Origin of the sequence: Paenibacillus sp. GCM10028914, from assembly GCF_042666275.1 — a bacterium.
Lineage (GTDB): Bacteria > Bacillota > Bacilli > Paenibacillales > Paenibacillaceae > Paenibacillus_AQ.
The window spans coordinates 1-13,493 of the sequence record NZ_JBHTFO010000012.1; the positions used below are offsets into that span (position 1 = coordinate 1).

At 41.2% G+C, this 13,493-nt stretch carries 13 protein-coding genes and 1 rRNA gene; 1 reads left to right on the forward strand and 13 read right to left on the reverse strand.

What is annotated here, in order from left to right; translation table 11 throughout:
- From ACFQV5_RS10325 to ACFQV5_RS10345, 5 genes are all read right to left on the reverse strand, one after another.
- Nucleotides 1–156: ribosomal RNA gene (locus ACFQV5_RS10325) — 16S ribosomal RNA — on the reverse strand; the annotation flags it as partial.
- A gap of 346 nt (nucleotides 157–502) precedes the next feature.
- A complete protein-coding gene (locus ACFQV5_RS10330; protein WP_379246357.1) occupies nucleotides 503–1,066 on the reverse strand; it encodes a hypothetical protein in 564 nt (187 codons plus the stop codon).
- Nucleotides 1,067–1,265: 199 nt separating this feature from the next.
- Nucleotides 1,266–2,420 carry a PAS domain-containing sensor histidine kinase gene (locus ACFQV5_RS10335; RefSeq protein ID WP_379246359.1) on the reverse strand — a complete coding sequence of 385 codons (1,155 nt, stop codon included), beginning with the start codon at nucleotides 2,418–2,420 and terminating at the stop codon, nucleotides 1,266–1,268.
- A complete protein-coding gene (locus ACFQV5_RS10340) occupies nucleotides 2,413–3,066 on the reverse strand; it encodes a response regulator transcription factor (RefSeq protein WP_379246361.1) in 654 nt (217 codons plus the stop codon). Before ACFQV5_RS10340 ends, ACFQV5_RS10335 begins: the two co-directional genes overlap by 8 nt.
- Before the next feature lie 132 nt (nucleotides 3,067–3,198).
- Complete coding sequence (locus tag ACFQV5_RS10345) at nucleotides 3,199–3,636, reverse strand: GAF domain-containing protein (protein WP_379246363.1); 438 nt, start codon at nucleotides 3,634–3,636, stop codon at nucleotides 3,199–3,201.
- A gap of 279 nt (nucleotides 3,637–3,915) precedes the next feature.
- On the opposite strand from ACFQV5_RS10345, the gene ACFQV5_RS10350 reads away from it, so the two are divergent.
- Nucleotides 3,916–4,695, forward strand: a complete 780-nt coding sequence (locus ACFQV5_RS10350) for a Crp/Fnr family transcriptional regulator (protein WP_379246365.1) — start codon at nucleotides 3,916–3,918, stop codon at nucleotides 4,693–4,695.
- 89 nt (nucleotides 4,696–4,784) lie between these two features.
- On the opposite strand, the gene ACFQV5_RS10355 is transcribed toward ACFQV5_RS10350, so the two are convergent.
- The 8 genes from ACFQV5_RS10355 to ACFQV5_RS10390 all read right to left on the reverse strand — a co-directional run bounded on the left by ACFQV5_RS10355 (nucleotide 4,785) and on the right by ACFQV5_RS10390 (nucleotide 13,471).
- A complete protein-coding gene (locus tag ACFQV5_RS10355; RefSeq protein WP_379246367.1) occupies nucleotides 4,785–6,182 on the reverse strand; it encodes a protoporphyrinogen oxidase in 1,398 nt (465 codons plus the stop codon).
- Between the two features lie 34 nt (nucleotides 6,183–6,216).
- Nucleotides 6,217–6,957, reverse strand: a complete 741-nt coding sequence (locus ACFQV5_RS10360; RefSeq protein ID WP_379246369.1) for a GTP pyrophosphokinase — start codon at nucleotides 6,955–6,957, stop codon at nucleotides 6,217–6,219.
- 205 nt (nucleotides 6,958–7,162) lie between these two features.
- Nucleotides 7,163–8,056: an EamA family transporter gene (locus tag ACFQV5_RS10365; RefSeq protein ID WP_379246371.1), complete on the reverse strand. Its 894-nt coding sequence runs from the start codon at nucleotides 8,054–8,056 to the stop codon at nucleotides 7,163–7,165.
- 258 nt (nucleotides 8,057–8,314) lie between these two features.
- Nucleotides 8,315–9,133: a DUF2935 domain-containing protein gene (locus tag ACFQV5_RS10370; protein WP_379246373.1), complete on the reverse strand. Its 819-nt coding sequence runs from the start codon at nucleotides 9,131–9,133 to the stop codon at nucleotides 8,315–8,317.
- A 198-nt stretch (nucleotides 9,134–9,331) separates the two neighbouring features.
- The gene (locus ACFQV5_RS10375; RefSeq protein ID WP_379246375.1) at nucleotides 9,332–10,699 is read right to left on the reverse strand and encodes an LLM class flavin-dependent oxidoreductase; all 1,368 of its coding nucleotides are present in this window, start codon (nucleotides 10,697–10,699) and stop codon (nucleotides 9,332–9,334) included.
- A 30-nt stretch (nucleotides 10,700–10,729) separates the two neighbouring features.
- Complete coding sequence (locus tag ACFQV5_RS10380) at nucleotides 10,730–11,566, reverse strand: ABC transporter permease (protein ID WP_379246377.1); 837 nt, start codon at nucleotides 11,564–11,566, stop codon at nucleotides 10,730–10,732.
- The gene (locus ACFQV5_RS10385; protein ID WP_379246379.1) at nucleotides 11,563–12,420 is read right to left on the reverse strand and encodes an ABC transporter permease; all 858 of its coding nucleotides are present in this window, start codon (nucleotides 12,418–12,420) and stop codon (nucleotides 11,563–11,565) included. Before ACFQV5_RS10385 ends, ACFQV5_RS10380 begins: the two co-directional genes overlap by 4 nt.
- 31 nt (nucleotides 12,421–12,451) lie before the next feature.
- Nucleotides 12,452–13,471, reverse strand: a complete 1,020-nt coding sequence (locus ACFQV5_RS10390; RefSeq protein ID WP_379246382.1) for an aliphatic sulfonate ABC transporter substrate-binding protein — start codon at nucleotides 13,469–13,471, stop codon at nucleotides 12,452–12,454.
- Nucleotides 13,472–13,493 lie beyond the last annotated feature (22 nt).

The window sequence follows — 13,493 nt, forward strand, 5'->3', positions numbered from 1 at the left end:
TAGTTATCCCAGTCTTGAGGGCAGGTTGCCTACGTGTTACTCACCCGTCCGCCGCTAACTCTCAGTGGAGCAAGCTCCTCATCAAGTCCGCTCGACTTGCATGTATTAGGCACGCCGCCAGCGTTCGTCCTGAGCCAGGATCAAACTCTCCATTAAAGTTTGAATTGCTCATTTCAAAACTGACGAGAAATAAAATTCTCATTTTGATCTTACCGAAGTAAGATCGATTTAACTCACTCGTTGTTCAGTTTTCAAAGATCAACTTCTTGTCCAGCCGTTTGGCGACCGGATTTATAATATATCATGTTTGAATCATATTTGCAAGCTTTTTTTTAAAACTTTTTTCATCCAACCGATTTGTTCGTCGGCCGGATTTATAATATAACATCTTGCTCGCTAACTTACTAGTTGTAATATATTCCATTTTATTTTTTATCTATTCTATTCCTACCTGTATGTTATAGCCGCTATCGATTCCTTATCAACAGCGGCTTAACAATACTTAATCATCTAATTCCACACTTTGAATCTGCCCATCGGTGTTTACCTCCCACTCAATTTCAACACCTTGTTTTAAACCAACTCTATCTTCGTCCTCAATGACTACTTGATCAGGTATGTCCAAAGTTTGCGTTTCTCCTTGTTCAACTTGAACATCTACTTTATTACCATCAGCCTTTAAGATGATTCCTTCATATTCAATATACTTCATAATAATATCGCCATTCGGATCAGTGATCGTTTTCCGCTTTCCCCCATCTGTCAAAAGCTCGACTTTTTTATGATAGCCATTCTTAATCGATTCATCTTTAAGAATCTTTTTAACTTTTACACCCGATGGAAGTCCATCCGTATTCGATTCGGCAGAATCAGGATTTGGATTTGTTGTTTGTTCTGCGGAATTATTTGTATTTGATTCTGTAGATGACGGAGTTTCAGCTGCAGTATTAGAATCTGGTGATTCTGTTTGTTCCTTAGCACAGCCACTAAGTATAGTACTAATACAAATTAAAGAAAGAAGTAATACACAAAAGTGTCTTTTAAGATTGATTTTTTGAGTTTTCATTCTGTCTCCTCCTGATGTAAATTCAAACTATACGTTATTTTATTAAACGAATTTATGCTGTTCAAACGTATAACACCCCATTTCCCTTGGAAAATGCAGGTTCTCGGTATTGAGTGAATTACATTGAATATGATTGTCCAAATATTCGTACATAGCAAAACCCTCTGTTGAATCGCATCAACAAAGGGTTTTCTTTTGGTCAGACTGGAATAACCAATCTAATAGCAGTGCCTTCACCCGGCGCTGTCTTAATATGCAATTGCGCTCCAATTCCGTGTGCTCGTTCTTCCATACTGAATAGTCCAACGCCGTGTCTCTCCTCTGTACGAACGATGCCTACTCCTTTATCAATGATACATACCTCTATAAATGTCTCCGTTTGGTTTATTTGAACTTCTGCTTGTTCCACATCAGCATATTTACCAATGTTTAATAAAGCCTCCTGAATAATTCGATATATCACAGTCTCTTGCTGATAATTCAAGCGTTTAGTCAAACTGGACTTAAAGTCCACTCTTATCCCATAGTGTTCGGTAAAATTCTCAATGTAAGTGCGAATGGCAGGTACAACACCTAGATCATCCAATATGGATGGACGAAGCTGCCAGGCCAGACCTCGTACATCTTCTATAATATTAGAGACCTCCTGACGGACCAACGCTAACTCTTCTACCATTGATTTCCCTCTAGAATTCTGACTCTCAGTCGGAGACTCTTCACGTTCCTGCTCGGATATAAGGATTCGGTCCATACTAATTAGAAGTGAAAATAAACTCTGTCCAATTCCGTCATGTAGTTCACGTGAGAACCTTTTACGTTCTTCTTCCTGAATGTCCATAACTTTTACCATCATACGTTTCACTTCTTCTTCTGCAGCTTTCAGACGAGTAATTTCATGCCGGATCGCCAGAAATTGAACTGGCTGTCCTGATTCATTAAATAAAGGGACGATCGTCGTGTCCACCCAGTAGTACTTTCCATCCCTAGCCTTATTTCGTATTTCACCGTGCCATACAGAGCCTGATTTAATCGTCTCCCAAAGTGATCGCATGAACTCCTTGCTGTGTTGCCCTGAGTTAATTATCCTGTGGTCTTTACCAATCAACTCATCTCGAGAGTATTTAGATATCTGACAAAACTTATCGTTCACATAAAGAATCCGTCCCTTATAATCTGTCACTGCAACAATAGACGATTCATCTAAAGCGATTTTCAAGTCATTTAACTGGCGTAACGAATTTTTCACATGGTCCAAAACATTTGGATCCGCTTCAATCTCATCCAACTGCTTCAGTAGCTTCGTAACATGTTGGCCAATAACCTCAGGATAATGAGTGTCTTGATTATTATTCAAAGGTTAACAACCCCTTTTGCATTGCATATTTAATAAGGTCAGGACGTGATTTAAGTCCTAACTTCTCCATCAAATTACTTTTATGAGTCTCGACCGTCTTTACACTGATAATCAATTTCTCAGCTATTTCTTTGTTAGAGTATCCTTTGGCCGTCCAAGAAAGGACTTCTTTTTCACGCTCAGAAAGGGATTCAAACTCATCTGACGCTTCCCCATTCTTCACTTTTTCAATATACTGTCCCATTAAACGTTTGGTTGCCAGAGGCGTTAAGTAAGCATTTCCTGCAGCCACATATTGAATAGCAGTTAGCAACTCTTCGTGGGGAGCATTTTTTAAAATATATCCCGATGCACCCGCTTGAATCGCCCGGAATAAATATTGTTCATCATCATGCATCGTGAGAATTAATATGTATATATCCGGCAGCAGCTTTTTCAGCTCTTCTGTAGCTGTCATTCCATCTTTACCATGCGGCATACTTAGATCCATCAATATGACATCCGGCTTTAACTCTTCTGCTTGGCGAATAGCTTCATCTCCGTCAGCCGCTTCACCGACCACTTCTATATTTTGCTTTTGGCCTAGCAACAACTTGAGTCCGGATCGAACTACAGCGTGATCATCTACAATCAACAGACGTATCATGGTTCCCCTCCTATATCCGTTCCTGTATGTGACTTATATCATAATATAAGAAAACAACAATCCCAGCAAATTGGATTGTTGTTTCGTTTAGAATATAGTGGTCTTCAGCCTGTTAATTGTTAAAATTGACATTCATGAAGCAGTTTCCGTATTTATCGATAAGCACTTAGCCGCATTCTCTAACATAGTGAGTTCAGTCGCTGTATATAAACGATCCGTCCGTCTGCCAATCAGCAAAATCCCTACAATTTCGTTATTAGCTGTACTGATAGGTGTTGCTGCTGCAACAATCAGTCGTTCAGCGAGCATGATGGAATCACTGTTTCGTCGCTGTTCATCTGTTGTACATATCTTCTGGACAGTCCGCGCAATCCGAATAACTTCACCCGTCATTCCTTGACTTGGGCGGTTTACGATATGGCGGAACTTTTCATTCGTGTTACCCGAAGCTGCAATCCATCGAATTTGTCGTGCGGATGTATCGTAGGATGCAACTGAGCAAAAATCGCTTCCAGACAACTTAAGCAATTCCGATAAATATACTTCCCAATCCGCATCTCCGGCATTCATTTCGGGTCCCTCCAATACATTGATATGAATTCTTAATTATTGTAGCTCGATCATGTTTAAATGTGGATCGGGGAACTCCCTGAAATAAATCTAAGGGTATATGTAGAATAATCATAAAATCAAGCGATATTATACAGAATCCACCCACGATCTTCTGTGATATAGTTCACTGAAAATCAGGGATACCCTCCATATAAATTCAGAGCGTTCCCTGATGTTCATAAACTGTGAGATCTTTTATGATGAAGATAACAAAGAGAACACGGGAGGCTGATTAATATGGCCATGACGATTGAACAACAACAAACTTTTAGAACTTTTTGTAGTCCGGGTAAATCCACGCCTGAAACGTCGAAGCTTAAAGGCATTGCACAATATTTATCTGAGGAACAGTTCGGATCTTTGGAAGCAATTATGCAGAAGAGAAAGATTACAAAAGGATCTTATTTATTTTGGGAAAGCGAAGCAGCTGATAAACTATACTATATTATTTCCGGGCAAGTGAAACTTCTGAAATCCACGGAAGAAGGTAAAGACCTCATTATTTCCGTTATGCAAAAAGGAGACTTGATCGCACAGTTCAACGGTCTCACAAATGCTCAGTATGGTTTTAGTGCCGAAACGATGAATGACGTGAAAGTAGGCGTTATTTTACGAAAAGATTTAGAAGAACTATTGATTCATCGTGGGGATATCGCTTTGCAATTCATGTACTGGTCGGGATTAAACAATCAAATCATCGAATCTAAACTGCGGGATCTTCTTCTGCATGGTAAGCCAGGCGCACTTGCCTCGACAATAATTCGGATGAGCAATACCTACGGAATTCCAGCCATTGATGGATCTATTCATATTCAAATAAAACTAACAAATGCAGAGCTTGGAGAAATGATCGGATGTACTCGTGAGAGCGTCAATCGTATGCTGGGTGAATGGAGAAATGATGAGACCATTGATTTTGAAGATGGAAAGATGATCATTCGCAATATTCAAAATTTGCGGGATATTTGCAAATGTCCACATGCTGGAGGTTGCCCAGTTCAAGTATGCCGTCTGTAATTCATCGCAAAATAAAAAGACACCAGCTTATTCATAGTAAGCTGGTGTCTTTTGCTATGCTTAAATTCATTAAAGAATTTTAAACTGGATTATTGTCGATCCTTTAAGCGATCCATGATGCTATTGGCTGTTTCTTCCCCGTTCGCGATACAATCTGGAATTCCCACACCATAGTAGGAACATCCCGCTAAAAATACATTCGGAAATCTTTGCTTCAAATCTCGCTCTAGTATATCCACGATTTCTCGGTGTTTCAAATGATAGTTCGGCATGTTATTGTGCCACTTTGTTACCTCAGCTGAAATGGGTTTCGCGTTCAAACCCAGACTTTTGGTAATGTCCTGAAGTGCCACAGAGATCAGTTCTTCTTCGGATAGAGTGACTAGTCTATCGTATTCCGGATTTGAGCTTTTATAAAACAGTCTGAGCAAGAGTCTTCCATTACGGGATGTATGCTCCCATTTCCGGCTTGTCCATGTACAGGCATCGCATAATAGATCACTTTCTTTAGCGGATATAAATCCTGTTCCATCATTCGGAAGCTGATGATCCGGTATATCAAAGCCAAGGTAAATACTAATCATCGACTTCGTATGGAGCTGCACAAAATGATTCGAGAGTGTTTCATCCTGAAGCAACTCTTGGGTTTGACGGCTTCCTCCACTAAGGACAACATAATCCGCTTCTATCTGGCGGCCATTCTCCATCGTAATAACATAACGGTCTTCCATCTTCTGCAGTGATTCCGCTTTACTTCCTTTATAAATTTCGGCATCTGCCAGCACTTGCTCAAGTCGATCAACCAAGGCAGACACACCATTTTTAAAAGAGATAAACTTTTTGTTCCCTGCACCTAAATATATATGTTTATTCTCAGACAAGCCCTTAATAATACTGCCATATTTATTCTTATAATCAAGCAAATAGGGAAACGTAGATGCAATCGTCAAATCATGCAAATCTCCGGAATAAACACCTGATATGACGGGAGCAATTTGCTTGTGTACAAGTTCTTTTCCGAGGAATGTCTCCAAAAACAAGCCGAGTGAATCCTTTTTCTCAAAGGTTTCGTTCGGTGTGTAAAAATCTTTTAATGCTTCTACTTTACCCTCAGCAGATACAAGTTCACTTTCAGCAAGGGATTTTAGATCAGTCGGAATGCCAAACACGCTATCAGCTGGTATTTTCTTAAGTCCATCTTCTGTATAGATGTAAGAGATCCCTGTCGAATTATAAACAACCTCATCCGATAAACCCAGCTCCTCCAATAAAGGAGCCATATTAGGCTTACGAGCAACGATGGAGTCCGCCCCCGTCTCCATAATGAACTCTCCGTTAGAAACGGTGCGAATTTTCCCGCCTAGGGTTTCACTGCTTTCAAGAAGCACCAATTGCATATCTAAATGGTTTTGTTTTATTTCTTTTTGCAAATAATACAATGTAGACAGACCCGTAATTCCCCCACCAATAACTACAGTTGTTGGCACTATTAATACACCTCATATATAAAAGTTAAGAACATCAATCCTTCGATAGCACCTCTAACAGACCCGAAGGAAGCTTGAATTGTTGATTACTGATTTGAATGCTTCTCAACTCTTCTAATAAGGAATCTTCAGGCTGTGATTGTTTGATAAGCTGTACTTCATGCTGCAAACGTTCCATTTGATGATCCAACGCGTTCGCCGTATCCGCTGCAAGTTTCAATTCTTGCAACAACCGCTCTGGAACAGACTGATTGTACTTGTAAAATATTTTGTGTTCCAGACTTGCCCAAAAATCCATCGCAATCGTCCGAATTTGCAGTTCAACACATACATTTTCAACACGATCTGATAAAAATACGGGTACTTCAAGAAGTAAATGCAAGCTTTGATAGCCATTCGGCTTAGGATTCTTAATATAATCCTTCACCTCTAGAACCTTCAAATCACTTTGTCTCTGGAGCATTTCACTGACCTTATAGATATCAGAGAGAAAAGAACAGGTGATACGAAGTCCCGCAATATCCTTAATATGTTCTTCACAAGATTCGAGCGAAATACTAAGACCCTTGCGAGATAGTTTCTTCAAAATGCTCTCAGGCGACTTTAACCGCGATTTAGTATGCTCGATCGGGCTGTAGTCATGCAGAGCTTGAAACTCCTCTTTCAATATTTCTATTTTTGTCTCCATTTCATCCAAGGCGAATTTATATTTCATCATAAAGCGGGTAATTTCTTCTCGCATAATTTTGAGTTGTCCAATTTGCTGTGAATTCATTTCTAGTCTTCCTTTCGATTGCTTATTAGATCAATTGAATTTATATTATTATTTCTTCTCTTTATAATTTTAAGCTTTGAAGACATAAGACTGCAACTTTCACAGATATAACACAACTAAATATTAACTGGATTGGAACATATAATGATGTGTTTGTTACAAGAAAAGGAACTAGAGTCAACTCCAGTTCCTTACCTCTGTTCTTTTAAACTTTTTGTGCATTTCTAGCTCTTACAGTAGCAATCTGCGGATATGCAATTCCAAGCAAAATAACAAAAACGCCAAGCCACTGCAATACCGACACATGCTCACCTAACACCATCATTGATACAATCACTGCAACTGGAAGCTCCCCCGCGCCAAGGATTGTTGCTAGCCCCGTACTGATCTTCGGTGCACCAAGCGCAAATAACAGAACTGGTAGCACAACACCGAATGCACCTAAAATCAATCCGTATATCCACAAACCATTGGCGAGTGATACTTCTACAAACACTTTGGGTGTAAATATTATAGTCAGCAGGATTAATCCGCCACATGACATATAAAAACTTCGAGTGATCGGTGACATCTGTGTCTCCACTCTTCCGCTAAAGAATACAAATAGCGCCATCATAAGGGCTGCCGCAAGACCTAGAAGCGTACCTTTCAAGTTAAGCTGCAGTTGATCTGCTCCGATAATTCCGCCGGCCAATACGGTTCCAACGAGTAATATAACAACAGATATTAGCGTTGCTCTTGACGGCATCTTTTTGTTCACAATAGCTTCTATTACGACACCCATCCAGGTGAACTGAAACAGGAGAACCACTGCAATTGAAGCGGGAATACTCTGTAGGGATAAGTAATAAGTTACCCCTGTCATACAGGTGCAGAGCCCAACACAGGCAAGCCTGCCGAATTGCTTCAAAGTGATCCTCTTTCGAGCAAAGATAAGCATTAACACAAGTAAGATCAGCCAACCGGTTCCGAACTGGCTAATCATCACTTCCTGAAATTCAAACCCCTTACTGTAAGCCAGTTTTACTACAGTAGACAGAATACCGAAGCAGCAAGCTCCCAAGAATACATACAGTGAATTTTTAAGTAATTGATACAAATTGCCTCTCCTCCACAGAAAAACCCCGCTCCTTTTTGTTTTGGATACCAGAAAACAAAAAAAAGTGGGGTTGCAAATTGAAATTATCAAATTAGAATACATTCTAAGATAATTTGTTGTGAAAGTAAACCGTTTTTTATTTTTCTCCCTCTGAAAAATATTAGTAACAACCGATCATCATCAAGAGAACGATCCATAAAGAACAACAAAAAGGCTGCCATAAACGGCAGCCTATGATACCTCAATATACTTAGTGTATTAGAATAGTAACTCTTTTTTGTTAACATGATAACCTGATAAGGATCGATCAAACATTTCAAGAATGAATAGGAATCTTTCAGCTTCTCGGAAAACATGGTCGGCTAACAAAGGATGTATGATGCTCTTAATGCGGCACTGTTCAATCAAGTCAGCAGCTGTTTTCTTAAAATCGCGTAGAGACTTCACAGATACTTTATTTTCATCAACAAATTGACTTAATAGAGGGACGGTTTGCGATTGTGGACGCATCGAACTTAAATCAATCGCTTGGAACATCAATTGATCGAATTCATGCCCGAATTCTCGTGCTTGCTCTACTAGCTTCCTTTCAGATGGATCAAGTAAATGGCCAATGAATTTTGCGTGATCAGCCATAATTCTTAAGAAAAATACATTCTCGTCAATAATGGCATCATGCAACGGCTCAAGCCTTCCACAGTTCAGTTCTTCTAAACGATTTCGGAAATAATTCGCTTCCCTGCTCACATGATCTACTAGAAGAGGGAAATTGGTCTGGCCAGGAAGTTTACATCGTAAAATCAAACCAAGTATCCTTCTTTTGAATGCCCAGATATGGGTTGCAGCATTTTGTACTTCCGAATTAAATTCTCGAATGATGGCTGGGTCGGTATTTAAAGAAAAAGCGTGAGATCTCCTTTCGATATCTTCAAAAATAGCCTGAAAATGATTTGCCTCCGCAATGAGTTCAGTGTCTTCTGCTCTAAAACCTAATCGAAGAAACATGGAATGCTCTTTCATGATTCTCGACCAAAATTGTATCTCGTCTAACGAGCGTGCGACAAATGCATCCGTCAACCCTATTCCTCCTCTTCAAGTCTTAATAATTCAACTTGACATTCCTATCTAAGATATATGTCATCTGCTTGTTTCAATATGCCGCAACAAAAAAAGGTCGCCGAAGCGACCTTGGTTCACGATAGTAAATAACATTCATTCCAAACAATTTCAAAACAAACAAACGCTAAAGACATTTGTCTTTAGCGTTTGACCTCATTAACTGGACAATACAGGACTCGTCGACTCAACCTTATGAAAATGACCTGTTTTAGGGCGAGGTAATCCAAGATGTTCCCTCAACGTTGAACCTGTATAATCCTTACGAAATAACCCTCTTTCCTGCAAGATCGGAATTACATGATCAACAAATTCCTCCAGACCACCCGGAAGAACCGGTGCCATGATGTTAAACCCGTCACAACCGTAACCTTCATACCATTCTTGCATAAAGTCAGCAAGCTGTTCAGGTGTGCCAACAAACTGCATATGTCCTCTTGATGCAAGCACTTTTCTACCAAGCTCCGCAATCGAAAGTTTTTCTTTATATGCCAAATCCAAAAGAAGCTGAATACGACTTTTCATTCCATTGGAAGCCGCTACAGGATCAGGAATATCAGATGGCAACGGTTGATCTGGGGAAAGTCCACTCAAATCATAATTCAAAAATCCGGATAACACTGCCACAGCCGTTGATTCCGGTATGAGAGCTTGAAGCTCATAATACTTACGCCATGCTTCTTGCTCCGTATTTCCGATTACTGGAGAAAGACCGGGCATGATTTTGACCTCTTCGTTTTTACGGCCGTATTTGGACAGCTTAGATTTCAAGGAATCATAAAAAGCTTTCGCAGCATCAAGTGACGTCTGAGCTGTAAATATCACTTCACCGTATTCCGCAGCAAAATCTTGCCCTGGCTCCGATGAACCTGCCTGAATCAGCACAGGATATCCTTGTGGAGGTCTAGGTACATTCAGTGGCCCCCCGGTGGAATGCCACTGTCCTTTATAATCAACTGACTTAACCTTCGTAGAATCAGCGAACCTTCCTTGTTCCCGATTCAGTACCAGTGCATCATCCTCCCAGCTATCCCAAAGCCGAGTTGCTACATCGACGAATTCACGTGCCATCTCATACCGCAAACCATGTTCTGGATGCTTCTCTTTGCCATAATTACGGGCTTCAACGTCTAATTGAGATGTAACAATATTCCAGGCGCTTCTGCCACCACTTATAAAATCAAGAGATGCAAACTTACGCGCTACATTATAAGGCTCGTTATAGGTTGTAGAGACAGTAGCTGCAAGCCCAATCTTCTGTGTTACCATGGATAGCGCAGGCAGCAATGTCATCGGGTCAAGCATACCTGAAACCGACTGCTCTACCTGCTGAACATGAACATATAATAGATCTGCGAAAAAGAGTATATCGAATTTCCCCCGTTCCGCAGTTTCTGCCAGTTTTTTATACAATTCAATATCAAACAGCTGCTCTACCGCCGAATCGGGATGACGCCAACCGGCATGATGGTGCCCCGTATAATATATAAACGCTCCTAAATGCATCTGCTCATTTCTTCTTCCCATTCTCATTCTCTCCTTTTTCTATGCTAGTCTTCAGCCTTTATAAGTGTCTCTCCACCGCAGCCAGCGCTTCTCCAGCACCCGTACAACTGAATCCGACAGCTTGCCAACGATAGCAAAAAAGATGATTCCTACAAATACAATATCTGTCTGAGAGTATGCTCTTGCATCCTGAATCATATATCCAATCCCAGCGCTAGTTCCCATCATCTCCGCAACAACGAGTACAAGCCACGAAACACCAAGAGACAAACGAATACCGAGTAAAATATTTGGAAGCGCAGCAGGAATGATGAGTTTGCTGATTTGCTGCCATTTTGAAAATTGAAAAATCCGTGAAACTTCGTACAATTTAACATCTACATTACGTATTCCGAGGAATGTGTTCACATACATCGGGAAAAATGCACCCAGTGAAATCATTAGAATCTTTGAGAACTCACCGATTCCAAACCAAAGAATAAATAACGGTATGAGCGACAAAAGCGGTACGGTTCTCAGCATTTGTAGAGATGGATCAAGTGTTCTCTCCGCTATTTTGCCTAACCCTGTAGATAATCCAAGAAGAAAGCCGGTTAATCCGCCAAGTACAAATCCGAACATGGCCCTTATAAGACTAATCCTAAAGTGCTCCAGCATTTCCCCACTCGCAACCAGTCTGAAGAACTGGCGAACGATGGCGTACGGCGTAGGCAGTAGGTTCGGTCCAATCCAGCCAAGGCTGCCTGCCGCCTGCCAAATAACTAGCAGAAATACCGGTAAAATCCAAGCATGTAATGGCTCCGGAATCGAATGAAGCCAATCTTTACGCGTCTTCTTATGATGAACGTCACTTCCTGTCTTAAGATTCTGTGCAGCTTCTTTACTCATGACGGACCACCTCCACGGTAGCTATCCTGCCATTTTAGCGTCCGCCGTTCTAACCATCGAACAAGGGAATCTGAACCTTTACCGATCAATGCGAACACAATAATTCCAGAAAAGACAACCGTTGTTAATGAGAACGAACGGGCATCATTAATTAAATATCCGATTCCAGAACTCGACCCCATCATTTCTGCTACAACTAAGCCAAGCCACGCGACACCAATGGACAACCGGATTCCAAGAAATATATTGGGAAGTGACGCTGGAATGATCAGTTTCGTAATCATATCCCAGCGGCTGAACTGTAAGACACGAGCCACATCGAACAGCTTACCGTCAACAGAACGAATACCCAGAAAGGTATTGACGTACAGTGGGAAGAAGGAGCCTTTAGCGATAAGCAGTATTTTGGAAGTCTCACCGAATCCAAACCACAAAATGAACAAAGGGGCAATAGCCAAATGAGGCAGTGTGCGAAGCATTTGAAGTGATGGATCAACCAGACGCTCTGCACGATATGAGAATCCAACCCAAACACCCGCTGCTAGTCCTAGGCCTCCTCCAAGCAGAAAGCCAAGAAGCGCTCTGTAAGCTGAAATTCCGAAATTGCTGGCCAACTCTCCTGAACGAGTCAGACTGATGAGCTCTCCCATAATATCGCTAGGCGCTGGGAGAAGAATCGGATTTAGCATATTCAGCGCCCCAGCTGCTTCCCAGATGATTAACAGAATCACCGGAAGAAGTATGCCCAGAAGCGCATTCGTTACAGATATCGAAATACGACGATTCTTAGTTACTCTCGGTTTACGATGAGTTGTCGGTTTTACAGCTGTTTGACTTATGCCCTCTTGAAACATGATTCTAACCCCCTTTCATTTGAATCGTTCATTATTTCAATTCATCTTTCAAAGCTTCTTCAATGTATCTGTTATCGAATACTTCCTTTACATCGATCTTCTTTCGAATGGTCTTTTGTTCATATTGAAAGTCCGCTGTTTTCTGCTGTTCAGCGATAATCTCATCGCTAACCGGTATATTGATCATGTGGGCTCTGTCGAAGGTACCTTGAATGACCTCAATCGGAACACCACGCTCCTCAGCATATAATTGAATTGCTTCTTCCCGATTTTCCTGTTCCCAGGCTAATGTTTTATTCAGCACTTTTAAATACAAGGTAACAAGATCAGGATACTGATCCGCAAAGTCCTTACGAACGATGTTAAATGAAGGAGAGAGAACTCCCAGCTTCTCACCATCCACAAGCACCTTACCTTTTCCGGTTAAGGCATTGAGTGTAATATATGGGTCCCATGTTGCCCAAGCATCTACACCACCTGATTCAAAAGCCGGCTGTGCCTCGTCAGGCTGGAGCTGAATAATCTCAAGATCAGATGGTTTAATTCCGGCCTCAGAAATGCTTCGATATAGAAAGTTATAAGCATTGCTGCCTTTGGCTACCGCTATCTTCGTCCCTTTAAGATCGTTCAATTCCTTAGCCGTACTGTCCGGTGGCACAATAATGGCCACATTGTTCTTACCCTCAAGCGTCTGGGAGATCACTTTAAAGGGAATATCCGCTGCTTGAGCAGCAACAATTGGCATGTTGCCAAGCCCCGCAAAATCCAGACGATTAGATGCCATCGCTTCGGTCATTGGGGGTCCGCTTTGAAACTCTGCCCATTCTACTTTGACACCGAGTTTACCAAATTCATCTTCGAACCACCGTTCTTCGCGTGCTTTACCGAACAAACCTCCACTTCCTTGGACACCAAGCTTAACGGTTAACCCTTCGTAACTGCCTTTGTTCGCTGATTTATCTGCACTCGCATCCTGACCCGGTTTAGCGCACCCGCTAATCCATACGGTTAAAAGCAATAATATGATGGCTATCGAACGCATTTGTTTCATCAACAATCTCTCCCCTAATAAA